A 25,270-nucleotide genomic window follows, 5' to 3' on the forward strand; every position below is an offset into this window, starting at 1 on the left:
CTAAGGTACCTGCCGGCAAACGGCATAATAGTCACGCAAAATGGTGACAATTTTGAAGAAAGAGGTGGGTAGCCTAAGGCGGCGTAATATGCAACTTACAATCCTTTTAAAATTAATAATGTGTGAATTGTTACACGAATATCACAAAAGGTCTATATGGTAAGAACAAAAAAGAAACGGTTTTTCACTTCATCATTAGATGAATTAATCTTTAACACTCTTTTAGTCACTATGACACTGTTTATCTTTAAAGGACTGATAAGCAGGTATAAGAAGTAATAATCCGATCATAGTTAGGCCGCTAAACAAACCAAATAGAGTGGAAGCTGTCCAGCCTTTTTCAATAAATATCCCAAATATCCATGGGGCAGCTGCTGTAGAAAAGATCATCATTGAGGTCACCATAGAGCGGATTGCTCCAATATGCTGAGTCCCATAAATCTCTACCCATAATGCACTAATAACAGGACTGGAACTACCAATGCCTAGACCAAATAAGGACATAAATAGAGGTGCAGCCCAGTAATTATCCAATAACGTTAAGACTAATAAACCGGCAATTAAAGGTAATGGAAGAAATGGTAATAAAGATTTAGCTTGAAAACGATCAATCAAAGAGCCAGAGACCATAGAACTTGCCCAATGTAAAAAACCATATGCAACGAAACTACTCGCTAATAAACTTGCAGGCCATCCCTTTTGTTCCAGTAAGTAATTTTGTTGAATAAATACGGCCGTCACAATAAATGGAGCGGATAAAACGGCAGGAATAATCGACCAAAATCGCCAATCTTTCACGACATCTCTACGCCCTTGCTCTTGTGTTTTTGTGCTTTTGGGTTCCAAAGGTTTTTTCTTATCAGATGTATTCGACTTTTTTAATAAAGTTAAAGCCATTGGTAAATAAATAATCATGACTATCAATGCCAACATCAACCAACTCCACCTCCAACCAAGCAAAGCGATAGTCGTCATTAAAATTATGGGAAGCACCATTTCACCGAAGGCAACTCCGCTAGCAGAAAGGCTAAGCGCTTTCCCCCTTTGGTGAGTGTAAACTCGAAGCATGGTTGTTTGCGCGGTATGTGGAAAGAGTCCTTGTCCAGCGAGCCTCAGTCCCCAAAATGCAAAAAATAACATCCACACAGTTTGAATGTTCGCCATTAATAAACAGGAAACACAAAGTAAAAATGACACGACAATAACCACTTTATGCAAAGCCCAACGGTCAACAAGGCCGCCAACCATAAAAATGACGGCACTACTGCACAACGTGGCAATGGCATAAATGAAACCATAGTCCTCAGCAGAAATGTTAAGTGATTGTTGAATATCTGCGCCATACCAACTCAAAAAAAATGATTGGCCAATATTACCGATAAAAACAGTAATAAAGCCAAAGCTTAAAAGCGGCCATTCTTGGCTCATAAAACGAAAATAACTACTCAAAAATCACTCCAATAATCAATTGATTGGAAAACAACAATCATACGTTTTCTAGAAATAAGATACCTTTTTCCAATCCCTGTCGATACCCTAATTCTAGTTTTCCTTTAGATCGAGTAAAACGAGAAACAGGGAATGAAGGTGGGGGGGCAATCACATTAATTTTGCAATCTTTAGGAGGAGCTTGAATAAAGTCTAACGCTTGATTATACATTTCATGACGCTTAAGCATCGCAGTATATAATTGAGGATACTCTTTTTCTAATGATTTCATCCACTTTAAAATATATGGCTTCTTTTTTCTATAGCCTAAGGGCTGAGATAATATCACCGTAATATCTCTTGCGCCTTGCTGATAAGCAAACTTGACAGGAATAGCATCAGCGATCCCTCCATCAGTCATTGGTATACCATCAACCATGGGATAATAACGATAAACTAACGGAATAGCACAAGAAGCCATGATCGCAGAATGGTTAATATTATCACTCGAAGTTTGATAATAGCAGGGCTCCCCCGTAGTAATATTTGTTGTCACTACCCAAAGCGGCATGAAAAATGGTCTATGTAACGGCTCATTGTCATATGAGCTTCTCCACAGCCACCCGACATCGCACAAGTGCCCCCCCTTAATATAACGTTTCAGATTAATGAATTCAGAGCTAGTAGCATATTTTTTGATGATTTTTTCACTACGGCCAACTTGCTTTGATAAATAACCAACAAGATTTGTAGAACCAGCAGAAACACCTACAAAAAAATTAAAATCATAATAATTATGAGCCATTAGTGGGGTTCGAGGTTCAATCGTGTAAAAAACCACGTTAAGGCAATAATTCATTGTTTGAATTGAAATTTAATGGCCTCAACTCTCCCTTCAGAATATTTTCCGGCAGCGTGAACGTATAATGTCCCAGCATGTTGATATGACCGTACATCAGTGGCGACAGGCGTGAGATATGCTCGTCTTCCGGGATCTCACCAGCGCTGCGCAAATGTGATAGCGCTTCCTGCATATAAAGCGTGTTCCACAATACAACTGCGTTAGTGACAAGCCCCAGCGCACCCAGTTGATCCTCCTGCCCCTCACGGTAACGTTTTCTAATCTCACCACGTTGGCCGTAACAGATCGCCCTTGCCACGGCGTGACGGCCTTCTCCCCGGTTAAGCTGAGTCAGTATCCTGCGACGATATTCTTCATCATCAATGTAGTTGAGGAGGTACAGCGTCTTGTTGACCCGTCCCACCTCCATAATCGCCTGCGCCAGCCCTGACGGACGGGAACTTTTTAAAAGCGAGCCCACAAGTTCTGAGGCGTGGACTGTACCCAGCTTCAGAGAACCGGAAACCCTCATCATTTCATCCCATTGGGTTTCTATCTTTGACAGTTCAACGCATCCCCGCGCCAGCTCATCCAGTACCCCGTAGTTCGCATTTTTATCTGCACGCCAAAATACCGCCTCACCGGCATCTGCCAGGCGGGGCGAAAACTGGTAGCCCAGCAGCCAGAACAGGCCAAAGATAATGTCGCTGGACCCTCCAGTGTCCGTCATAATCTCCACCGGATTCAGCCCCGTCTGCTGCTCCAGAAGCCCTTCCAGCACAAAGATAGAGTCACGCAACGTACCGGGGATAACGATGCCGTGAAAGCCGGAATACTGGGGGTCGCCTCAGAAAACGGAATCTATGGTCACTCCCGTTTTTGCAACACCGATTTTGACGACAAGTTGGCTTGCTTGAATCTATCCGGCGTCTGAATGGGATTTTATTCCCGCGCCTTGATGAGTTCCGCGCCTGATGAACCTCCAGAAAATATACGGCTTCAATGAGCCTTTCCGTTTTACAGGTTCCTCAACAGGCCGGTGGGCCGTTAGTATCATCAATATCAGTATTCGCAAAACCAGATCAGTAATTCTTTAAACCGGTGTATTTCTGCCGTTATGCTACATAAGTTTGCTGTCGTGCCGTTAGGGCCCAGGCTATTCTGGCCAGCTTGTTTGCCAGAGCACAAGTGACGACAAAGTTGCTTTTCCGGCACAGTAAATCCCTGACCCAATCGGCCAATTTGCCAGACTGGTGTTCCAGTTTTTGTATGAATACCCTGGCACATTGAACCAACAAAGTTCGGATCTTTTTATTACCTCGCTTACTAATTCCCAGCAATGTCGTCCTACCTCCCGTGCTGTACTGCCGAGGTACAAGCCCTGTTGCCGCCGCAAAGTCACGGCTGCTGGCGTACTGCTTCCCGTCGCCAATCTCAGTTGAAATAGTACTCGCTGTCAGTGTTCCGACGCAGGGAATGCTCAGCAAGCGCTGTCCAACCTCATCTTCGTCCAACTTTCGTTTCAACTGGGATTCCAAATCTTTAATCTGCTCAACAAGATAGTGATAATGCTGTTGTAATTTCAGCAATAACTGGCTGAGGTAAAGAGGCAAACTATTATCCTCAAGAATGGTACTCAGTCGGCTAATAACGGCAGCTCCTCGGGGAACGCTAATGCCAAATTCCAGCAGAAAAGCATGCATTTGATTGGTTGTTTTTACCTTATCCTGAACCAGGGATTCACGGACACGATGCAGAGCCCGCATTGCCTGCTGAGATTCCGTTCTGGGCTGCACAAAACGCATAGACGGACGCGATGCAGCTTCACAAATAGCTTCGGCGTCGACAAAGTCGTTTTTATTGCTTTTAACGAACGGGCGGACAAATTGTGGTGATATCAGCTTTGGGGAATGCCCCAACTCTTCCAACTTGCGTGCCATAAAGTGAGAACCGCCACAGGCTTCCATTGCGATGGTTGTAGCGGGGCATGTCGCCAAAAATTCGATCAACTTTGGCCGGGTAAATTTTTTACGGTAAACAGCCTTCCCGCGACGATCCTGGCAATGAATATGGAAAGAGTTTTTACCCAGATCGATACCAATGAGCGCAATGTTTTCCATGATAGTTCTCCGAATGAAAGCCTGTCCTCAGCATAGTACCGGGAAGGAGGGAGTGACCATCTCATTAAATAAAGGGCACTGTTGCAAATAGTCGGTGGTGATAAACTTATCATCCCCTTTTGCTGATGGAGCTGCACATGAACCCATTCAAAGGCCGGCATTTTCAGCGTGACATCATTCTGTGGGCCGTACGCTGGTACTGCAAATACGGCATCAGTTACCGTGAGCTGCAGGAGATGCTGGCTGAACGCGGAGTGAATGTCGATCACTCCACGATTTACCGCTGGGTTCAGCGTTATGCGCCTGAAATGGAAAAACGGCTGCGCTGGTACTGGCGTAACCCTTCCGATCTTTGCCCGTGGCACATGGATGAAACCTACGTGAAGGTCAATGGCCGCTGGGCGTATCTGTACCGGGCCGTCGACAGCCGGGGCCGCACTGTCGATTTTTATCTCTCCTCCCGTCGTAACAGCAAAGCTGCATACCGGTTTCTGGGTAAAATCCTCAACAACGTGAAGAAGTGGCAGATCCCGCGATTCATCAACACGGATAAAGCGCCCGCCTATGGTCGCGCGCTTGCTCTGCTCAAACGCGAAGGCCGGTGCCCGTCTGACGTTGAACACCGACAGATTAAGTACCGGAACAACGTGATTGAATGCGATCATGGCAAACTGAAACGGATAATCGGCGCCACGCTGGGATTTAAATCCATGAAGACGGCTTACGCCACCATCAAAGGTATTGAGGTGATGCGTGCACTACGCAAAGGCCAGGCCTCAGCATTTTATTATGGTGATCCCCTGGGCGAAATGCGCCTGGTAAGCAGAGTTTTTGAAATGTAAGGCCTTTGAATAAGACAAAAGGCTGCCTCATCGCTAACTTTGCAACAGTGCCGAAACTGGTCGCCGACCAGCTCAAGGTCAGCGTCGAAAGCTGGGACGAATACGGGCAGCGGGAGCAGACCCGGCGCGAGCACCTGGTCGAACTGCAAACGGTGTTCGGCTTCCAGCCCTTTACCATGGGCCACTACCGGCAGGCCGTCCAGTTGCTGACCGAGATGGCCTTGCAGACCGACAAGGGCATCGTGCTGGCCAGCACCTTGATCGAGCACCTGCGGCAGCAGTCGGTCATTCTGCCTGCCCTCAACGCCGTCGAGCGGGCGAGCGCCGAAGCAATCACCCGCGCCAACCGGCGCATCTACGATGCCTTGGCCGAACCGCTGTCGGACGCGCATCGCCGCCGCCTCGACGATCTGCTCAAGCGTCGGGACAACGGCAAAACGACCTGGCTGGCCTGGCTGCGCCAATCGCCCGTCAAACCGAATTCGCGGCACATGCTGGAACACATCGAACGCCTCAAAGCGTGGCAGGCGCTCGACCTGCCTTCTGGCATCGAGCGGTCGGTGCACCAGAACCGCCTGCTCAAGATCGCCCGTGAGGGTGGCCAGATGACGCCCGCCGACCTGGCCAAGTTCGAGGCGCAGCGACGCTATGCCACCCTGGTGGCGCTTGCCATCGAGGGCATGGCCACCGTCACCGACGAAATCATCGACCTGCACGACCGCATCCTGGGCAAGCTGTTCAACGCCGCCAAGAACAAGCATCAGCAGCAATTCCAGGCGTCCGGCAAGGCGATCAACGCCAAGGTGCGGCTGTTCGGCCGCATCGGCCAGGCGCTGATCGAGGCCAAGCAGGCGGGCCGCGATCCGTTCGCCGCCATCGAGGCCGTCATGTCCTGGGATGCCTTCGCCGAGAGCGTCACCGAAGCGCAGAAGCTTGCGCAGCCCGAGGACTTCGATTTCCTGCACCGCATCGGCGAAAGCTACGCCACGCTGCGCCGCTACGCGCCGGAATTCCTTGCCGTGCTCAAGCTGCGGGCCGCTCCCGCCGCGAAGGACGTGCTCGACGCCATCGAGGTGCTGCGCGGCATGAACAGCGACAACGCCCGCAAGGTGCCCGCCGACGCGCCGACCGAGTTCATCAAGCCGCGCTGGCAGAAGCTGGTCATGACCGACACCGGCATCGACCGGCGCTACTACGAACTGTGCGCGCTGTCGGAGATGAAGAACGCGTTGCGTTCCGGCGACATCTGGGTGCAGGGGTCGCGCCAGTTCAAGGACTTCGAGGACTACCTGGTGCCGCCCGCGAAATTCGCCAGCCTCAAGCAGGCCAGCGAATTGCCGCTGGCCGTGGCCACCGACTGCAACCGGTACCTGAACGACCGGCTGACGCTGCTGGAAACACAGCTTGCCACCGTCAACCGTATGGCGACGGCCAACGAGCTGCCGGACGCCATCATCACCGAGTCAGGCTTGAAGATCACGCCGCTCGACGCGGCGGTACCCGACACCGCCCAAGCGCTGATCGACCAGACGGCAATGATCCTGCCGCACGTCAAGATCACCGAACTGCTGCTGGAGGTGGACGAATGGACGGGCTTCACTCGGCATTTCGCGCATCTGAAATCGGGCGACCCGGCCAAAGACAAGAACCTGTTGCTGACCACGATCCTCGCCGACGCGATCAACCTGGGCCTGACCAAGATGGCGGAGTCTTGCCCCGGCACGACCTACGCCAAGCTGGCTTGGCTGCAAGCCTGGCACATCCGCGACGAAACCTACGGGGCGGCGCTGGCCGATCTGGTCAACGCACAGTTCCGCCATCCCTTCGCCGAGCACTGGGGCGACGGCACCACCTCATCGTCGGACGGCCAGAACTTCCGCACCGGCAGCAAGGCCGAGAGCACCGGCCACATCAACCCGAAATACGGGAGCAGCCCAGGGCGGACGTTCTACACCCACATTTCTGACCAGTACGCGCCATTTCACACCAAGGTCGTGAACGTCGGCGTGCGCGATTCGACCTACGTGCTCGACGGCCTGCTGTACCACGAGTCCGACTTGCGGATCGAGGAGCATTACACCGACACGGCGGGCTTCACCGATCACGTCTTCGCCCTGATGCACCTCCTGGGCTTCCGCTTCGCGCCGCGCATCCGCGACCTGGGCGACACCAAGCTCTACATCCCGAAGGGCGACGCCGCCTATGACGCGCTGAAACCCATGATCGGCGGCACGCTCAACATCAAGCACGTCCGCGCCCATTGGGACGAAATCCTGCGGCTGGCCACCTCGATCAAGCAGGGCACGGTGACGGCCTCCCTGATGCTCCGAAAGCTCGGCAGCTACCCACGCCAGAACGGCCTGGCCGTGGCGCTCCGCGAGCTGGGCCGCATCGAGCGCACGCTGTTCATCCTGGACTGGCTGCAAAGCGTGGAACTGCGCCGCCGCGTGCATGCCGGCCTGAACAAGGGCGAGGCGCGCAATGCGCTGGCCAGGGCAGTGTTTTTCAACCGCCTGGGTGAAATCCGCGACCGCAGTTTCGAGCAGCAGCGCTACCGGGCTAGCGGCCTCAATCTGGTAACGGCTGCCGTCGTGTTGTGGAACACGGTCTATCTGGAACGGGCTGCGCACGCGCTGCGTGGCAACGGCCATGCCGTTGATGACGCGCTGTTGCAGTACCTGTCGCCGCTCGGTTGGGAGCACATCAACCTCACCGGCGATTACCTCTGGCGCAGCAGCGCCAAGATCGGCGCGGGCAAGTTCAGGCCGCTACGACCGCTGCAACCGGCTTAGCGTGCTTTATTTAATGAGATGGTCACTCCCTCCTTCCCAGTACTATGCTGAGGACAGGCTTTCATTCGGAGAACCATCATGGAAAACATTGCGCTTATTGGTATCGATCTGGGTAAGAACTCTTTCCATATTCATTGTCAGGATCATCGTGGGAAGGCCGTTTACCGTAAAAAATTCACCCGACCAAAGCTAATCGAATTTCTGGCGACATGCCCGGCAACAACCATCGCGATGGAAGCCTGTGGCGGTTCTCACTTTATGGCACGCAAGCTGGAAGAGTTAGGGCATTTTCCAAAGCTGATATCACCGCAATTTGTCCGCCCATTCGTTAAAAGCAACAAAAATGACTTCGTTGATGCTGAAGCTATCTGTGAAGCAGCATCACGTCCATCTATGCGTTTCGTGCAGCCCAGAACCGAATCTCAGCAGGCAATGCGAGCTCTGCATCGTGTCCGTGAATCCCTGGTTCAGGATAAGGTGAAAACAACTAATCAGATGCATGCTTTTCTGCTGGAATTTGGTATCAGCGTTCCGCGAGGTGCTGCCGTTATTAGTCGACTGAGTACCCTTCTTGAGGACAGTAGTTTGCCTCTTTATCTCAGCCAGTTACTGCTGAAATTACAACAGCATTATCACTATCTTGTTGAGCAGATTAAAGATCTGGAATCTCAGTTGAAACGAAAGTTGGACGAAGATGAGGTTGGACAGCGCTTGCTGAGTATTCCCTGCGTTGGAACGCTGACTGCCAGTACTATTTCAACTGAGATTGGCGACGGGAAGCAGTACGCCAGCAGCCGTGACTTTGCGGCGGCAACAGGGCTGGTACCCCGACAGTACAGCACGGGAGGTCGGACGACATTGTTAGGGATTAGCAAGCGGGGCAACAAAAAGATCCGAACTTTGTTGGTTCAGTGTGCCAGGGTATTCATACAAAAACTGGAACACCAGTCTGGCAAGTTGGCCGACTGGGTCAGGGAGTTGTTGTGTCGGAAAAGCAACTTTGTCGTCACCTGTGCTCTGGCAAACAAGCTGGCCAGAATAGCCTGGGCACTGACGGCGCGACAGCAAACTTACGAAGCATAAAGGCAGAAATACACCAGTTTAAACAATCATTCATCTGGTTTTGCGAATACTGATATTGATGATACTAACGGCCCACCGGCCTGTTGAGGAACCTGTAAAACGGAAAGGCTCATTGAAGCCGTATATTTTCTGGAGGTTCATCAGGCGCGGAACTCATCGAGGCGCGGGAATAAAATCCCATTCAGACGCCGGATAGATTCAAGCAAGCCAACTTGTCGTCAAAATCGGTGTTGCAAAAACGGGAGTGACCATAGATTCCGTTTTCTGAGGCGACCCCCACATAGAGACCTTCCCGGTCATTCACTTTGTAGAGTTTGTCCCTGGGCTTGAGATTGCGCAGCTTGGTATCGGTCAGCATGTACCTTGTCCTTCTTCGTCTCCGATACCCACTCTATTGTAAACAAGACATTTTTATCTTTTATATTCAATGGCTTATTTTCCTGCTAATTGGTAATACCATGAAAAATACCATGCTCAGAAAAGGCTTAACAATATTTTGAAAAATTGCCTACTGAGCGCTGCCGCACAGCTCCATAGGCCGCTTTCCTGGCTTTGCTTCCAGATGTATGCTATTCTGCTCCTGCAGCTAATGGATCACCGCAAACAGGTTACTCGCCTGGGGATTCCCTTTCGACCCGAGCATCCGTATGAGACTCATGCTCGATTATTATTATTATAGAAGCCCCCATGAATAAATCGCTCATCATTTTCGGCATCGTCAACATAACCTCGGACAGTTTCTCCGATGGAGGCCGGTATCTGGCGCCAGACGCAGCCATTGCGCAGGCGCGTAAGCTGATGGCCGAGGGGGCAGATGTGATCGACCTCGGTCCGGCATCCAGCAATCCCGACGCCGCGCCTGTTTCGTCCGACACAGAAATCGCGCGTATCGCGCCGGTGCTGGACGCGCTCAAGGCAGATGGCATTCCCGTCTCGCTCGACAGTTATCAACCCGCGACGCAAGCCTATGCCTTGTCGCGTGGTGTGGCCTATCTCAATGATATTCGCGGTTTTCCAGACGCTGCGTTCTATCCGCAATTGGCGAAATCATCTGCCAAACTCGTCGTTATGCATTCGGTGCAAGACGGGCAGGCAGATCGGCGCGAGGCACCCGCTGGCGACATCATGGATCACATTGCGGCGTTCTTTGACGCGCGCATCGCGGCGCTGACGGGTGCCGGTATCAAACGCAACCGCCTTGTCCTTGATCCCGGCATGGGGTTTTTTCTGGGGGCTGCTCCCGAAACCTCGCTCTCGGTGCTGGCGCGGTTCGATGAATTGCGGCTGCGCTTCGATTTGCCGGTGCTTCTGTCTGTTTCGCGCAAATCCTTTCTGCGCGCGCTCACAGGCCGTGGTCCGGGGGATGTCGGGGCCGCGACACTCGCTGCAGAGCTTGCCGCCGCCGCAGGTGGAGCTGACTTCATCCGCACACACGAGCCGCGCCCCTTGCGCGACGGGCTGGCGGTATTGGCGGCGCTGAAAGAAACCGCAAGAATTCGTTAACTGCACATTCGGGATATTTCTCTATATTCGCGCTTCATCAGAAAACTGAAGGAACCTCCATTGAATCGAACTAATATTTTTTTTGGTGAATCGCATTCTGACTGGTTGCCTGTCAGAGGCGGAGAATCTGGTGATTTTGTTTTTCGACGTGGTGACGGGCATGCCTTCGCGAAAATCGCACCTGCTTCCCGCCGCGGTGAGCTCGCTGGAGAGCGTGACCGCCTCATTTGGCTCAAAGGTCGAGGTGTGGCTTGCCCCGAGGTCATCAACTGGCAGGAGGAACAGGAGGGTGCATGCTTGGTGATAACGGCAATTCCGGGAGTACCGGCGGCTGATCTGTCTGGAGCGGATTTGCTCAAAGCGTGGCCGTCAATGGGGCAGCAACTTGGCGCTGTTCACAGCCTATCGGTTGATCAATGTCCGTTTGAGCGCAGGCTGTCGCGAATGTTCGGACGCGCCGTTGATGTGGTGTCCCGCAATGCCGTCAATCCCGACTTCTTACCGGACGAGGACAAGAGTACGCCGCAGCTCGATCTTTTGGCTCGTGTCGAACGAGAGCTACCGGTGCGGCTCGACCAAGAGCGCACCGATATGGTTGTTTGCCATGGTGATCCCTGCATGCCGAACTTCATGGTGGACCCTAAAACTCTTCAATGCACGGGTCTGATCGACCTTGGGCGGCTCGGAACAGCAGATCGCTATGCCGATTTGGCACTCATGATTGCTAACGCCGAAGAGAACTGGGCAGCGCCAGATGAAGCAGAGCGCGCCTTCGCTGTCCTATTCAATGTATTGGGGATCGAAGCCCCCGACCGCGAACGCCTTGCCTTCTATCTGCGATTGGACCCTCTGACTTGGGGTTGATGTTCATGCCGCCTGTTTTTCCTGCTCATTGGCACGTTTCGCAACCTGTTCTCATTGCGGACACCTTTTCCAGCCTCGTTTGGAAAGTTTCATTGCCAGACGGGACTCCTGCAATCGTCAAGGGATTGAAACCTATAGAAGACATTGCTGATGAACTGCGCGGGGCCGACTATCTGGTATGGCGCAATGGGAGGGGAGCAGTCCGGTTGCTCGGTCGTGAGAACAATCTGATGTTGCTCGAATATGCCGGGGAGCGAATGCTCTCTCACATCGTTGCCGAGCACGGCGACTACCAGGCGACCGAAATTGCAGCGGAACTAATGGCGAAGCTGTATGCCGCATCTGAGGAACCCCTGCCTTCTGCCCTTCTCCCGATCCGGGATCGCTTTGCAGCTTTGTTTCAGCGGGCGCGCGATGATCAAAACGCAGGTTGTCAAACTGACTACGTCCACGCGGCGATTATAGCCGATCAAATGATGAGCAATGCCTCGGAACTGCGTGGGCTACATGGCGATCTGCATCATGAAAACATCATGTTCTCCAGTCGCGGCTGGCTGGTGATAGATCCCGTCGGTCTGGTCGGTGAAGTGGGCTTTGGCGCCGCCAATATGTTCTACGATCCGGCTGACAGAGACGACCTTTGTCTCGATCCTAGACGCATTGCACAGATGGCGGACGCATTCTCTCGTGCGCTGGACGTCGATCCGCGTCGCCTGCTCGACCAGGCGTACGCTTATGGGTGCCTTTCCGCAGCTTGGAACGCGGATGGAGAAGAGGAGCAACGCGATCTAGCTATCGCGGCCGCGATCAAGCAGGTGCGACAGACGTCATACTAGATATCAAGCGACTTCTCCTATCCCCTGGGAACACATCAATCTCACCGGAGAATATCGCTGGCCAAAGCCTTAGCGTAGGATTCCGCCCCTTCCCGCAAACGACCCCAAACAGGAAACGCAGCTGAAACGGGAAGCTCAACACCCACTGACGCATGGGTTGTTCAGGCAGTACTTCATCAACCAGCAAGGCGGCACTTTCGGCCATCCGCCGCGCCCCACAGCTCGGGCAGAAACCGCGACGCTTACAGCTGAAAGCGACCAGGTGCTCGGCGTGGCAAGACTCGCAGCGAACCCGTAGAAAGCCATGCTCCAGCCGCCCGCATTGGAGAAATTCTTCAAATTCCCGTTGCACATAGCCCGGCAATTCCTTTCCCTGCTCTGCCATAAGCGCAGCGAATGCCGGGTAATACTCGTCAACGATCTGATAGAGAAGGGTTTGCTCGGGTCGGTGGCTCTGGTAACGACCAGTATCCCGATCCCGGCTGGCCGTCCTGGCCGCCACATGAGGCATGTTCCGCGTCCTTGCAATACTGTGTTTACATACAGTCTATCGCTTAGCGGAAAGTTCTTTTACCCTCAGCCGAAATGCCTGCCGTTGCTAGACATTGCCAGCCAGTGCCCGTCACTCCGCGGTCTTCACTGCGTGATCGAGTTGATCGACACCCGCCGTGACACGCTCCATGAAGTGCCTGCCTGCGTCTGTTAGCCGAACGCCCCGCGCATGGCGCTCAAATAGCAGGACACCAAGGTTATCCTCCAGCGCTTTCACACGCGCGCTGACGCTCGACTGGCTGATACCAAGTGCCTTGGCCGCATGCCGAAAATTCAGATGCTCGGCGACGGCGATGAACTGAACAAGGGAAATGAGCGGTATCCTGCCAGACAGGATACCGACATTCACGAGGTTTCGATGGTTAGTGCGCCGCATCGGAGCGGGCCTGCTACCAGTCGTCGGTTAGACGACTGGCGACTTCTCGGTGGCAGCCCCACGGAGCCGAAGGAGCACCAGCCCCAACGAAACCAGTACCGCCATCGCCGTGGCGTAACAGATCACGGGCCACGCTGTGTCACCGTTTAAAAGTGCCACCGCCAATGTCCCGACAATGCTGACTATCAGGCTTTGAACGCAGAAGTAGAACGCGACCGCTGATCCCGCGATGTCGTCGAACTCTGCCAAAGCGCCGTTCGCGGTAACGGACACCGTGAAGACAATACCGACCGCGACAACCCACATCGGTAGGATGAAGGTGAGGAATGACGGCGAGCCGTAAAGTTCGCCGATCCCCAACAGGACCGCTCCGCAAACAAGCAACGCCATCCCACGCGCCACGCATCCTGCGATGCCCCATCTGGCGACAAAGGACTTCGCGAAACGGGTTGTCACGATCATTACAAGCGCGACAGTGGCGAAGGCAAAGCTGAATCCGATCTCGGAATATTCCGCTTGGCCTATGAGCACACGGGGAGCCGTCGAGAAGAAGACGAAGTAGGTGCCCATACCGGCGCTAAAGCCGACAGTGTAAACCCAAAAAGCCGGACTCGCGAAGATCGGCAAGACAGATCGGCGCGTCTTGACTTGATCCAGAGGGCGGGTTTCGTGCCACCTGAAACCCGCATTTAGGAGTGCGAGCATCGCCAGTATAGCCAAAGTAATGAATATCGCCTGCCATCCCAAGAACTCGCCGATCAATACTCCGGCGATAGGGCCGAGCGCAGGCACGAACGCCAGCATCGAACTGAAAAGGCCGTAGATGACGACACCCTCAGGACGGTTGGCATAAACGTCGCGAACCGTCGCGAACGTCGCCACCAGCATGGCCGACGCGCCCACTGCTTGAAGTAGACGGAAAGCGACAAAGGCCGGTGCAGTTGAAGACCAAGCTGCTCCCAGAGACGCAATGACGAAAGCCGTTGCGCCCGCAAGTAGAATTGGCCGTCGCCCGATTCTGTCTGAGAGCGGACCAAAAATCACCTGGCCCACGCCGAGCATCACCATATAGAGGCTCAACGTGAGTTGGATCATAGCGGGCGTCGTGTTCAGGATGCCGGGCATCGCTGGAACGACAGGGAGATAAATATCCATCGCCAGTGAAGCGAGGATGTCGAAAGGAGCCATCAGCAGCAGTGCTGCCGGCAGCGTATAGGCCCACGCGGGGCGTGTGGTGGTCATGACGAATCAACCCTCGATTAAGGAATACCGGGCGACGTCTGCTCGTCAGCAATCAGATGAGACTAGCCTTACAGAGCGCCGCAACAACAATACTGGTTGTTGCGGCTTACTTGTCTGCTGACTTGGAATTTCCCATCTGATTACTCCACGCTTACGAATATGAATTGCTACATTTTATCCGATTATCTTTTGCTTCGCAATGGGGTTTTGCGCCCATTTCACCCAAACTTCCCACCAATCATAATTATCTAATTGAATTTAAAATAAAAAAGCATTCATTTAGACAGAATAAAACGAATACTTTTTTTTATCTTCACTTACGCGATTGATAACGTTTTAGTATCAAATCTCGTCATCATCACTTAGTAAGTCGACATCGTCTAAAAGGTTATTTAAATTTGTGATAGCTGCCTTATCTTCAAACGAATAATTACCGCCTAGCAGGATGTGCCCCCATGCTACTGGTGACAGATTAGTCAGAATATCAATGGCTTTTTGATTATTTTCTTTTTCGAATTTATCAACTAAGCCTGATAATAGTGCTGAATTATAGTAAATAACGCAATTTGCTATTAATCTTGCACAGTCATTCCATTGATCTATTTGATAATCATCCCCACCTCGGAATTGATTTCCATTAACAGATGCAATGGCTCTTCTCAACTGATGATAAGCTTCCCCTCTGTTCAGGGCCTGCTGAACAAATTGTCTTAGCGTTTTATTATCAACATAATCGAGAATGTAAATGCATTTGATGATTCGATCATATTCTCTAAGTGCAGCTAATGTCTTATTATTACGTTTTGAATTAGATAATTTTTTTATTACTGTACTTTGCACTGTTGTTTTTCGACTTAAAGAACAAATAATGTGCTGTATGCATTCCCATTCTTGCATAATGAGATTAAAGTTAAACTGTTTTTTAAGCCTAATCATTAATTGCTCATCTTCCAGTTCCACTTCAAACAAACCATCAAATATTTTTTTGAATTTTGCATAACGTGGGGAAAATTGATACCCAAATATATCCAATATTGCAAAATTGACGTTATTGATACCATGATTATCTGTTGCGAGTGATTTTGGTTGTATTTCACTGGCATTATTGTACAACAGGTCAAATGCAAAATGACCTTCATACTCGTTAGGTGAAATGATCGTCGTTGCTAATGGAACATGATTAGATACAAGAGTCATTGCGGAAACCCCTTTTCCCTTTCTAAAGTATTTAGCTGAAAAACGTGCTTTGAATGTATTGATTCGGCAAGTATGCTTTTGCCCATCTACACTTCCAAATGGTGATTTTTCGTTTATCGTCCAATAGTTAAAAATAGAAAGGTCAGCAATAGCATCCGAGATGACTGTATTGGCTTTTTCAGTCGTATCTGGTCGAATAAACATATCATTGACGTCACGTAGTATGCCAATACTTCGGTCTGACGCAGACGCTATTCGGTGAACTCCATAGTTTGCACCGTTACCAAAGATACAAGCAAGAAGATCATTATTATCGGCTTCTAGAGTGTTTTTTCTGGATGAGACAGCATTAAAAACAGACAAAAAACCCGTTTCATTGTTCACAAACTTCATGATATCAATTATTCCAGTGTTTTTTATTTGCCGGTAAATCGGATTATCAATGCTGGTCTTCCACTTTTTACTGGCTAAACTCCATTGTAACCGATTTGACTGTGGCTGCTTTTTGACAAAGTCATTCGCATCTGAATTTATGTTGAGGCTAACATGACTCAGCTTTGTATTAAAATCTATATCTAAATTAGCTAAAGTCTGCTCTATTGGGCTAATCAGTCGTTCAAGCCCTGTTTTTTCTATCAAACTTGATTTATTCTCATTCCATTCCCTAAGCTCTATTAAATCATCTTCTAGTCGTTTATTTTGCTCACTTTCTGACGAGTAAAAAAGGCCATTTTCTAGATTATTGGATACCCGATTGTACATATGGAACTCGAAGCGTTGCGAATTAACAATGCCTTCCTTCACAATGTAGTTTTTCTCAGATGGGTATATTACTCTTAGATCTTTAGTATCGAGCTTACCCTTACCCTTAAGATCATTCCTACTTGTAGTCATCTGCTGTCCAATAACCGACGTTTCTTTGTCATAGACAATATCAATAGCCATAAAAAGCTTTCTGATTGAATTTGCGACCTTAAGGTGATGACTATCAATATATGGCACTGTTGCAAATAACCACGAATGGTAAGCTGAAGACTGTTTTAGCTAAAGGTGCAGCATATGAATCCTTTCCATGGTCGGCATTTTCAGGGCGAAATCATTCTTTGGGCTGTGCGCTGGTATTGTAAATATGGCATTAGCTATCGTGAACTGCAGGAAATGCTGGCCGAACGGGGTGTGAATGTTGATCACACGACTATTTACCGTTGGGTTCAACGTTATGCTCCTGAAATAGAAAAACGTTTACGCTGGTATTGGCGTAATCCTACAGATCTGAGCTCGTGGCATATTGATGAAACCTATGTAAAAGTGAATGGACGATGGTCTTATCTGTATCGTGCAGTCGATCAACGTGGCGATACCATTGATTTTTATCTTTCTTCTAGACGTAATACCAAATCAGCATATTGTTTTCTTGGAAAAATTTTAAATAATGTGAAGAAGTGGCAAATTCCACAAGTGATCAACACGGATAAAGCACCCACATATGGACGTGCTTTATCACGGTTAAAACGGGAAGGTAAATGTCCACCAGACCTTGAGCACAGGCAGATTAAGTATAAAAATAACGTGATTGAATGTGATCATGGCAAGCTAAAGCGGATCATCAGGGCCACATTAGGATTCAAATCTATGAAGACGGCTTATGCCACAATTAAAGGTATTGAAGTCATGCGTGCACTACGTAAAGGACAAGCATCGTCATTTTATTATGGTCAGCCTCAGGGTGAAGTGTGTCTAATCAACAGGGTTTTCGGTCTCTAAGTACTTTTTAAAGGGAACATCATCGACTCAAATCTCTATTTGCAACAGTGCCAAAAAAACCAACTTCAAGTTGGTTTTTCTTTTTTAATCATCAGTGGCGACCTTAACACCATATCCAATTAAACCTGCAAGGCTAGCATAGGCTATTTTGGCATAAATCGAACCCCACCAGACCGTAATTTTACTGGCACCAAATTCCCGAACCGTTTGCCCCATAAAATTAGTGGTTTCATAGAAATTTTTAGCAGAATAACCTAACGCAATATGATCAAGGACAGGGAATAAACTAAAAGCTAAACCTACTGCTGCTGCGGGGAAAGTAAACTCTCTTGATAGACCGAATTTTCCAGTAATAAATACAAGCGATACCACGATAATTAATCTAATGATAGTCCATAGCATCACTGTGAAAGGCAAGTTAAAGATGCCTGCTCCCTGCCACGCAAGACCGCAAACAACTAACACGATAAAGCCTACAACTATCAGGAATAATACAAATTTATCATGATCATCTTTACTCATTAAAAAGTCTTTTATGGTTTGTTATTTTCACTTGCTTATGCCAGGTGAAGTTAGATTCTAGGTGTATTTCTAGGGGTAGTATTAAGATTGCTTTGCAGCTTCATCTTGTGATTAGGAGCATTCAAATTTTCTTCCGGTGCAGTAATCTTTTGCTTCAATAACTGCTCACGGTACTCGCTATAAACTTCAGTTTTATTGCGGGCAGTAAAACGGTGTGCGCTCTGATCTTTAAACTCTGTGAAGTACCGATCTGAATACTTAACAGAAAGTTTTTCAAATGGAATCTCATATTCCATATCATTGATTCGAGCTTTAATCATTGGTTTATCTTTCATCTTGTAGGCATCAAGAACCTTTAATTCTGTTCCCTTCTCAAAGGTTTCTTTCTTAAAGAATCCAGTCTTGATCTGTAACCCTTCCTCAAGTTTGAGAAGCTCACCTTTTGCAATTTTCATACCTCTAATGCTACCGATCTCATCACCTAAAATAGATTTAGATTTAAGATTCGCACGAACCTCGGTAACAATTTCTTCCTTCGTGAATGTACGATTCTCTGAAGTTAAAGCATGTATCTTCGAGTTAATTCCGTATATCTCCCGCTTATCTTCAATATGGTGGCGGTGATCTTGCAGATATGCTTTGATCAATTTTTCTTGCTTGTCTACTAAAGTGAAGTCTGTAGAAAATTCTTTCTTTTCTGATCGTCCTAGAACTTTTTTGAAGTTTTCAAAAGGTGTAACTTCTTTTTCAACAGGATTGTAATTCTGATCATATGAGATTTTCGGCACTGTTGCAAAGTTAGCGATGAGGCAGCCTTTTGTCTTATTCAAAGGCCTTACATTTCAAAAACTCTGCTTACCAGGCGCATTTCGCCCAGGGGATCACCATAATAAAATGCTGAGGCCTGGCCTTTGCGTAGTGCACGCATCACCTCAATACCTTTGATGGTGGCGTAAGCCGTCTTCATGGATTTAAATCCCAGCGTGGCGCCGATTATCCGTTTCAGTTTGCCATGATCGCATTCAATCACGTTGTTCCGGTACTTAATCTGTCGGTGTTCAACGTCAGACGGGCACCGGCCTTCGCGTTTGAGCAGAGCAAGCGCGCGACCATAGGCGGGCGCTTTATCCGTGTTGATGAATCGCGGGATCTGCCACTTCTTCACGTTGTTGAGGATTTTACCCAGAAACCGGTATGCAGCTTTGCTGTTACGACGGGAGGAGAGATAAAAATCGACAGTGCGGCCCCGGCTGTCGACGGCCCGGTACAGATACGCCCAGCGGCCATTGACCTTCACGTAGGTTTCATCCATGTGCCACGGGCAAAGATCGGAAGGGTTACGCCAGTACCAGCGCAGCCGTTTTTCCATTTCAGGCGCATAACGCTGAACCCAGCGGTAAATCGTGGAGTGATCGACATTCACTCCGCGTTCAGCCAGCATCTCCTGCAGCTCACGGTAACTGATGCCGTATTTGCAGTACCAGCGTACGGCCCACAGAATGATGTCACGCTGAAAATGCCGGCCTTTGAATGGGTTCATGTGCAGCTCCATCAGCAAAAGGGGATGATAAGTTTATCACCACCGACTATTTGCAACAGTGCCATATTTTACACCTCTTTGTTGATGAAAACGTCAGTGACAATACGCAATTTGGTGATATTCGCCAAAATGCATTTGCAATGATGTCTAAAGATGAAATTCAGTTAATAAGTCAACATCTTAATAAGAATAGTTTTGATAAAACCCATTATGAGTGGCTATACATTGATACACAATACAGAAAAATTGCGAATACAATGAGGTCACTCTTTCTCGCGATTGATATCGAGTGCGAACCAGGATTACAACTACTATCTTCCCAATTATTAACAGCAAAATCAGAACTTCAAAAAGATAAGCACATTTCTACCGTCGATCAGCGGTTACTGTTAAAAAACGATAAACCTTTTATCCTGATAGATGAACAGGTTAATACTCAACGATTTGAATACTATTTATACCAAAAAGTGGCTCGGATGATTGAGAGTAACAATATTTACATCAATGAAAGCGCCAGCAACAAGCGTTTAGACGATGATCTGATTTCAGCCACCGAGTGGAAAAAAAGCCATGTCATCATTCAAAAAACAGGATTAACTCGGCTCAATACACCGATACAACAAACGCTTTCGGAATTAACGCAAAAACTGAGAGACCAAATGGAGCGAATTGGTCGCAATATCCATGATGGAGCCAATGATTTCGTGACACTTCAACCGCGTTCAAATCAGTTAACATGGAAACTGGCGAATAAACGCTGGAAAGATGACATTGATAATCCCATATATAACCAGCTCCAACATATGGGGATCATTGAAATTATGGACTATGTTCATCAAAAAACGGGTTACTTAGATGCATTTAAAAATATCGCATCAAAAAAGAAAAACACTAAGGCCAAAGAGGGCGATTTACTCGCTTGCATATTTGGAAATGGCTCAAACTATGGTGTTCATCATATGTCATCAATATCAGCTAGAGCCATCGGTGTGCTTAGAGCCGTCAATGATGGTTATATTAGGCCTGAAACAACGAGTGAAGCTAATGATATGATAGCTGATGCTTTAGCAAAACTCCCCATTTTCAAATATTATACGATTAACGAAAGTGCCCCATTTGGTAGTATTGATGGCCAAAAACATGGTTGCCGAATCAATACATTTAAAGCCCGTTTTTCTGCTAAATATTTCCGAAAAAGGAAAGGCGTATCAGCACTCACATTAGTTTCAAATCATGTACCAATAAATACGAAAGTGATTTCAGCCAATGAATATGAGGCTCACCACGCATTCGATTTACTCTATAATAATACCAGCCATATTCAGCCCAAAACATTAGCAACAGACACGCATGGCGTTAACAATGTAAACTTTGCTATCCTTGATCTCTTTGGGTATCAGTTTGCCCCGCGATATGCAAAATTTAAACACGTTTTTAATGAATTGTTTGAGATCGAGTATGATGAAATCCTTTCCCTGAAACTTAAAAAATCGCTCAACTTATCACTCATTCAAGAAGAGTGGGAAAATATTCAATGGATAATTTGTTCATTAAGCCGTAAAACGACGACACAAAGCACGGTGATTACTAAGCTTTCTAACAGTAAGAAAAACAATCGCACCTTAGCGGCTCTTCGTGAATATGACCGAATAATTAAGTGTTTATACGTTCTCGATTATGTTGATGACAAAATGCTCAGGCAGTTTGTCCAACAAGCACTTAATCGGGGTGAGGCTTACCATCAATTACGGCGTGCAATTGCGTCAATTAATGGTAATCAATTCAGAGGTGGCGATGATTACCAGATAGAACAATGGAATGATTGTGCTCGTATCATTGCTAACTGCATTATTTATTATAATTCTGCATTATTATCCAGTTTGATTGAAAAATTTGCGCGTGAAAATAATCAAGAAGCGGTGAATATGATAGCTGAGTTATCACCTGTCGCATGGCAGCATATACAGCTGGCCGGTAATTACACCTTTGGCCTTAAAAAAGATAATATTGTACTGGAAAGATTACTGGAGAATTTAGATCCTCTTATTTCAGAAGAGTCGTTAAGCTTAGCGGCATAGTCTATTAATATTATTAAACTATATATCGGCTGTAGTCCTTGATATCAAAGGGCTACAAGCAAACTTTGGACTTTTCGATGAAATGGGCACACAACCCCAAGCAGGGGATCGTCAATCACTGAATCATCATCCTGACAGTCATTATCCATTTCCAGGCACTCCGCCAATATTAACGCATTTGAAAAAACGGGGGCGAGACGCCATTCATCGTGAAATAGTTCGCAAACTATAAGGCGTTCATTTTCAAGACCGATAGGCCAGTACAAACCATAGTAATCGCCGTTGCCAAAATCAGTTTCAAATAATGGTAGGAAACCATTTGCTGGAAATGGCCCCTGACTAATTTCACTATCATGAATTGTGAATGGTATTTCTGATTTTAATAGTTCCATTTGCTATTCCTGATGAGGTTGTCATTTTTAAGTAATGATAATGCAGTTTTAATTAAAGTCATATTAAGAAGGTTTAATAACCTAATATCTAGACCAACATACAATAAAGGGTATAACCCCATGCCCCGGCGCTCCGCTTGGGGCAAAACCCAGCCCGAGCTCTATCCTCATTGTTCCGCGATAATATGAAAGCCCGCTTGGGTTCGGTGTCATTATTTGGAATCGGCAAGTTCTTCCTGAATGACAGACGCGAGAAAAGAAGAGATAAAAGAGAGAAAAAAAGAGAAAAAATAAGAGGCGGGGGATTCGGTAAATTCAGCGATAAAGTAGGTAAAGAAGGTCTTCAGTGTGGCAGCGGTGGGTTAATTAAATCATATTGTATGTTGGTCTAGATTTGTAATGTTGGAACTGATATCGGTTATGGCATGGCGTATTTCAACAGGGTAAATTTCTCATGCATAGGAAAAAGCAGATCGGTTTGCTGTCATTTCCTGATGCAGCTGATCGTGGTTTAGGTATTATTAATATCTATTATTAAGCGGGCTAATTATCTGATGAAGTTAAATATTGACGCATGCATTTCCTTTCTGGGCAAGAGTGCTTGGTTTTTTGTTATTGGTACAGCGGTGCTGCAAGTGGTAAGTGTCGCCCTGTTTATTTACTCGCTCTTTACCGGCATGGATATAGACAGACTGATTCTGGCTTCCGCAATCTTGTTTGTTGCGGTAGTGCTGTTTGGTATCTCTAAGTATGCAATTAAAATTCGCGCTCTGGATGACGCGGGTGGACCACAAGCCTATTATGACCAACAGATAGAATGGCCGCTAACACAGTTCTATATCGATCTGATAGAAGAGAGTGATGTGAAACCAGAGTTCGACGCCTGGGTTAAAGACAAAGACAAACCTCTGACGCTCGGCCAATTAGATGACGGGTTAGCTAAAGCGATACAAACAGCATATTCATTACCGATGGGGAAGGATTTACCAGATACCCAGATTATTAAACTCATTGTATATCGACATGGAACGCCTGTCTTAAAGTGGATGAGTATTGGTTTCTTCCTCCTGAGTGGAGTGCTCGGCCTTATCCTGCTTAATCCGCAAAACACACTGGCGGAAGGCATTCCATTCATTATGTTCACGCTACTTCTGGCATTGGTTTTTAGGTTTCTGCGGAGCAAGCTTCAAGCAAAAGCACAGGCTATAGTTCTCAACAGACCCCTCACAGTGGAACAGGTAGCAAGTTTAATGACATTAGCGGCCAGATTGAAAGTCCATTCCGAATTTTGCCAGCTCTTACGCAGCCCAGAATGCCCCTGGCACAGTTAAAGAAGCACATACATGGATAGTTGATCACGCCAAAGTTCTAGTTTCCGAACACACTACGTTCCTCGGTTAATCTCAAACCCCGGCTTCATGTGAAATAACGAATTCTTGCATTCCCGCCTGATAATTGTATAAAGTATGGATATATATACAGCCCCCACCACGGTGGGGGGTTAGCACGTTACCCTTTCTCGGGGATTTATTATTATGAACATCGCACAAACCTTCCATCGCCTGGAAGATGACTTGGCGTTGCTCAATCGAGTGCTGGCGGAGAAGTCTCCGCTATATGCACGCGTTTGCGTTATACCGCCAGTGGCCGATGGTGAAGAAAACCTGCCGGTTGCCCGTATTGAACCGATTCTAATGTATGGCGCTCAAGCCATCGAGCAGGCCCAAAAAGCTTACACCGATCTGCATATTAAGGATGGGCTTTCTCAGAAATCGACGCGTCGAACTGCCGGTGTACTTTGGTACGCGGATGACAACCCAGAATTCTCAGCTGAAGTCATGGCGCTGATCACGGCCATTAACTTTAGTAAGCAGTCTATACAGGACCACATCATCAGTGAGTTCGGTAATCAGAATGCGCGCTTTTCTGCACTACATAATGCGTGTCCTGGTGTTATGACTCTACATCTGTACCGCCAAATCCGTGCCTGGCATAATGCCGACCTTCAATCTGTCCGCTTCTCATGGCAACGCAAATCGCTACTGCGGATCCCAGACAAAACTAAATTGCTGGCATCTATGCAAACGGATGTCATTGACAATAGTGCCGTGAGCTTACCTGTCGGTAATCTTGCCCAGAAAATTGCAAATACCCCTCAGGAAAAGTTGCGCCTGCGTCGGCCAGCCAAAATACAGCCTGTGGCAAACATCGTATTTCGTAATGAAGATGGTGCAGCGACTGCCGCATTGAAAACCGTAACCGCTTTGATGCCCTATATTGTCATTCAAGATCAGCGTCTGGATATTAAGCCACTTCAAAACTATGCACCGCGCGATATCCAGCGTAACAGTGACCGCCTGGCAACTGAGGTCATAGGTACTTATCATGGCGAAACCATCGAAGTGCTGCTTGTGTGAGGTATTTTGCTTGGAACAGCAGAAATCAAATAATCAATAATTCGAGATAATCATCATGTTTTTAAGTAAGCTGAAAAATCATATTATCAAGAACCATATTTTGGATGAACAGCGTAAAATCCAAGAAATGAATTATGAGAAATTCAACAGAATTATTGCTGTGGGGCAGTCAATCGGAGGGAGGTCAATACCGTTGCTAATCAATGCCATCGGAAGAAACATTCAAAGTGACTTACTGATAGCGGTAGCTGAAGAAGGTACGGATGCACGCTCTGATGACTTTGTTAACCCATATAAATTCTTTTTCTCAGATATTTTTGATGTACTTGATTATGATGCTCTACAGTCATGTTTAACCCACGAAACGAGCTATGTTGCTGATCTATCTACATCATTAATATTACCTTGTCCTTGGAACTACAATCGTTATGTATCCGCATTATCTTCCATAGGGTTCCATGCGGGAAACCCTTGGGAGCAGGATGAAATGAACTACCGAGTAATGATTTGGCTTCCCTGGAATATAGCTTTTGTATTCGGTGGAAACCATTCAATTACTGCTGGTGTCCTCGCCAATGAAGGCATGATAATTCCAGATACTGTCTACGACATGTCACCATTATTCTCTCAAGTAAAGACCGATGGAAAATTTTGGTACCGGAATGGCACGGTCTTTGACAAAGTAACATGTCATCGCCGTGCTGCATTGTTTGAGCTTGGTAGGATGCTCACATCAGCAACAGAATGAATATGGCAATACTTACTTCGTAACCTTCTGAATCTGCCTCTTTCTTTTTCAGTCCCAATTTCGTCACCTGACGCCTACCCATTACCATAAGCAAACCTTAGGTAATACAGCCTAAGGCCTTTGGTGAGAAAAA

21 protein-coding genes and 4 pseudogenes are annotated in these 25,270 nt (G+C 47.8%); 12 read left to right on the forward strand and 13 right to left on the reverse strand.

What is annotated here, in order from left to right; genetic code table 11:
• Positions 1-222: 222 nt before the first annotated feature.
• The 4 genes and pseudogenes from LG402_RS20800 to LG402_RS20815 form a co-directional block, all read right to left on the reverse strand.
• Positions 223-1,449 (reverse strand): MFS transporter, encoded by a 1,227-nt coding sequence (locus LG402_RS20800; protein ID WP_024008859.1) that lies wholly within the window; start codon positions 1,447-1,449, stop codon positions 223-225.
• A gap of 37 nt (positions 1,450-1,486) precedes the next feature.
• The gene (locus tag LG402_RS20805) at positions 1,487-2,233 is read right to left on the reverse strand and encodes a patatin family protein (protein ID WP_191901244.1); all 747 of its coding nucleotides are present in this window, start codon (positions 2,231-2,233) and stop codon (positions 1,487-1,489) included.
• Positions 2,234-2,270: 37 nt separating this feature from the next.
• Positions 2,271-3,107: pseudogene (locus LG402_RS20810) on the reverse strand (Tn3 family transposase); the annotation flags it as partial.
• Positions 3,108-3,384: 277 nt separating this feature from the next.
• Positions 3,385-4,389, reverse strand: coding sequence for an IS110-like element IS4321 family transposase (locus LG402_RS20815; RefSeq protein ID WP_000427623.1), 1,005 nt, complete (start codon positions 4,387-4,389; stop codon positions 3,385-3,387).
• 137 nt (positions 4,390-4,526) lie between these two features.
• Between LG402_RS20815 and LG402_RS20820 the strand changes: the two genes are divergently transcribed.
• From LG402_RS20820 to LG402_RS20830, 3 genes and pseudogenes are all read left to right on the forward strand, one after another.
• Positions 4,527-5,231 (forward strand): IS6-like element IS26 family transposase, encoded by a 705-nt coding sequence (locus LG402_RS20820; RefSeq protein ID WP_001067855.1) that lies wholly within the window; start codon positions 4,527-4,529, stop codon positions 5,229-5,231.
• Positions 5,232-5,272: 41 nt separating this feature from the next.
• Positions 5,273-8,023, forward strand: a pseudogene (locus LG402_RS20825) (Tn3 family transposase); the annotation flags it as partial.
• Between the two features lie 78 nt (positions 8,024-8,101).
• Complete coding sequence (locus LG402_RS20830) at positions 8,102-9,106, forward strand: IS110-like element IS5075 family transposase (protein WP_000427619.1); 1,005 nt, start codon at positions 8,102-8,104, stop codon at positions 9,104-9,106.
• A 253-nt stretch (positions 9,107-9,359) separates the two neighbouring features.
• Here LG402_RS20830 and LG402_RS20835 read toward each other — a convergent pair.
• Positions 9,360-9,464 (reverse strand): annotated as a pseudogene (locus LG402_RS20835) (Arm DNA-binding domain-containing protein); the annotation flags it as partial.
• A gap of 329 nt (positions 9,465-9,793) precedes the next feature.
• Here LG402_RS20835 and sul2 point away from each other — a divergent pair.
• The 3 genes from sul2 to LG402_RS20850 are packed head-to-tail and all read left to right on the forward strand — an operon-like array spanning position 9,794 to position 12,309.
• The gene (gene sul2 / locus LG402_RS20840; protein WP_001043260.1) at positions 9,794-10,609 is read left to right on the forward strand and encodes a sulfonamide-resistant dihydropteroate synthase Sul2; all 816 of its coding nucleotides are present in this window, start codon (positions 9,794-9,796) and stop codon (positions 10,607-10,609) included.
• Positions 10,610-10,669: 60 nt separating this feature from the next.
• The gene (gene aph(3'')-Ib, locus LG402_RS20845; protein WP_001082319.1) at positions 10,670-11,473 is read left to right on the forward strand and encodes an aminoglycoside O-phosphotransferase APH(3'')-Ib; all 804 of its coding nucleotides are present in this window, start codon (positions 10,670-10,672) and stop codon (positions 11,471-11,473) included.
• Complete coding sequence (locus tag LG402_RS20850) at positions 11,473-12,309, forward strand: aminoglycoside O-phosphotransferase APH(6)-Id (RefSeq protein WP_000480968.1); 837 nt, start codon at positions 11,473-11,475, stop codon at positions 12,307-12,309. Before aph(3'')-Ib ends, LG402_RS20850 begins: the two co-directional genes overlap by 1 nt.
• Positions 12,310-12,415: 106 nt before the next feature.
• Here LG402_RS20850 and LG402_RS20855 read toward each other — a convergent pair.
• The 4 genes and pseudogenes from LG402_RS20855 to LG402_RS20870 all read right to left on the reverse strand — a co-directional run.
• Positions 12,416-12,820: pseudogene (locus LG402_RS20855) on the reverse strand (IS91 family transposase); the annotation flags it as partial.
• 111 nt (positions 12,821-12,931) lie between these two features.
• Positions 12,932-13,237, reverse strand: coding sequence for a LysR family transcriptional regulator (locus LG402_RS20860; protein ID WP_001255015.1), 306 nt, complete (start codon positions 13,235-13,237; stop codon positions 12,932-12,934).
• 27 nt (positions 13,238-13,264) lie between these two features.
• On the reverse strand, positions 13,265-14,479 hold the full coding sequence (gene floR / locus LG402_RS20865) for a chloramphenicol/florfenicol efflux MFS transporter FloR (protein ID WP_000214122.1): 1,215 nt from the start codon (positions 14,477-14,479) through the stop codon (positions 13,265-13,267).
• A gap of 342 nt (positions 14,480-14,821) precedes the next feature.
• Positions 14,822-16,621, reverse strand: a complete 1,800-nt coding sequence (locus LG402_RS20870) for a Tn3 family transposase (protein WP_050858775.1) — start codon at positions 16,619-16,621, stop codon at positions 14,822-14,824.
• 114 nt (positions 16,622-16,735) lie between these two features.
• Here LG402_RS20870 and LG402_RS20875 point away from each other — a divergent pair, with 114 nt between their 5' ends.
• Positions 16,736-17,440, forward strand: a complete 705-nt coding sequence (locus LG402_RS20875; RefSeq protein ID WP_001067784.1) for an IS6-like element IS1006 family transposase — start codon at positions 16,736-16,738, stop codon at positions 17,438-17,440.
• Positions 17,441-17,524: 84 nt separating this feature from the next.
• Here LG402_RS20875 and LG402_RS20880 read toward each other — a convergent pair whose 3' ends face one another.
• The 3 genes from LG402_RS20880 to LG402_RS20890 are packed head-to-tail and all read right to left on the reverse strand — an operon-like array spanning position 17,525 to position 19,502.
• The gene (locus LG402_RS20880; protein ID WP_000030933.1) at positions 17,525-17,962 is read right to left on the reverse strand and encodes a hypothetical protein; all 438 of its coding nucleotides are present in this window, start codon (positions 17,960-17,962) and stop codon (positions 17,525-17,527) included.
• Between the two features lie 50 nt (positions 17,963-18,012).
• Positions 18,013-18,792: a hypothetical protein gene (locus LG402_RS20885; RefSeq protein WP_223307992.1), complete on the reverse strand. Its 780-nt coding sequence runs from the start codon at positions 18,790-18,792 to the stop codon at positions 18,013-18,015.
• Between the two features lie 5 nt (positions 18,793-18,797).
• Positions 18,798-19,502, reverse strand: coding sequence for an IS6-like element IS26 family transposase (locus LG402_RS20890; protein ID WP_001067855.1), 705 nt, complete (start codon positions 19,500-19,502; stop codon positions 18,798-18,800).
• Between LG402_RS20890 and LG402_RS20895 the strand changes: the two genes are divergently transcribed.
• Positions 19,493-21,580 (forward strand): Tn3 family transposase, encoded by a 2,088-nt coding sequence (locus tag LG402_RS20895; RefSeq protein ID WP_206086979.1) that lies wholly within the window; start codon positions 19,493-19,495, stop codon positions 21,578-21,580. The two genes, LG402_RS20890 and LG402_RS20895, sit on opposite strands and share 10 nt — an antisense overlap.
• A 44-nt stretch (positions 21,581-21,624) precedes the next feature.
• Here the strand turns inward: LG402_RS20895 and LG402_RS20900 are convergent, their stop codons facing one another.
• The gene (locus tag LG402_RS20900) at positions 21,625-21,972 is read right to left on the reverse strand and encodes a hypothetical protein (protein ID WP_094963218.1); all 348 of its coding nucleotides are present in this window, start codon (positions 21,970-21,972) and stop codon (positions 21,625-21,627) included.
• Positions 21,973-22,157: 185 nt separating this feature from the next.
• Here LG402_RS20900 and LG402_RS20905 point away from each other — a divergent pair, with 185 nt between their 5' ends.
• The 4 genes from LG402_RS20905 to LG402_RS20920 all read left to right on the forward strand — a co-directional run bounded on the left by LG402_RS20905 (position 22,158) and on the right by LG402_RS20920 (position 25,137).
• Entirely contained in the window at positions 22,158-22,364 is a 207-nt protein-coding gene (locus LG402_RS20905; protein WP_196738640.1) for a hypothetical protein, read from the forward strand.
• A gap of 162 nt (positions 22,365-22,526) precedes the next feature.
• The gene (locus LG402_RS20910; protein ID WP_191901246.1) at positions 22,527-23,303 is read left to right on the forward strand and encodes a hypothetical protein; all 777 of its coding nucleotides are present in this window, start codon (positions 22,527-22,529) and stop codon (positions 23,301-23,303) included.
• 204 nt (positions 23,304-23,507) lie between these two features.
• Complete coding sequence (locus tag LG402_RS20915; RefSeq protein WP_042849106.1) at positions 23,508-24,389, forward strand: DNA replication terminus site-binding protein; 882 nt, start codon at positions 23,508-23,510, stop codon at positions 24,387-24,389.
• Between the two features lie 55 nt (positions 24,390-24,444).
• On the forward strand, positions 24,445-25,137 hold the full coding sequence (locus LG402_RS20920; RefSeq protein WP_191901247.1) for a DUF6710 family protein: 693 nt from the start codon (positions 24,445-24,447) through the stop codon (positions 25,135-25,137).
• The last annotated feature ends 133 nt before the right edge of the window (positions 25,138-25,270 follow it).

Source organism: Proteus sp. NMG38-2 (assembly GCF_020640995.1).
Taxonomy (GTDB): Bacteria; Pseudomonadota; Gammaproteobacteria; order Enterobacterales; family Enterobacteriaceae; genus Proteus.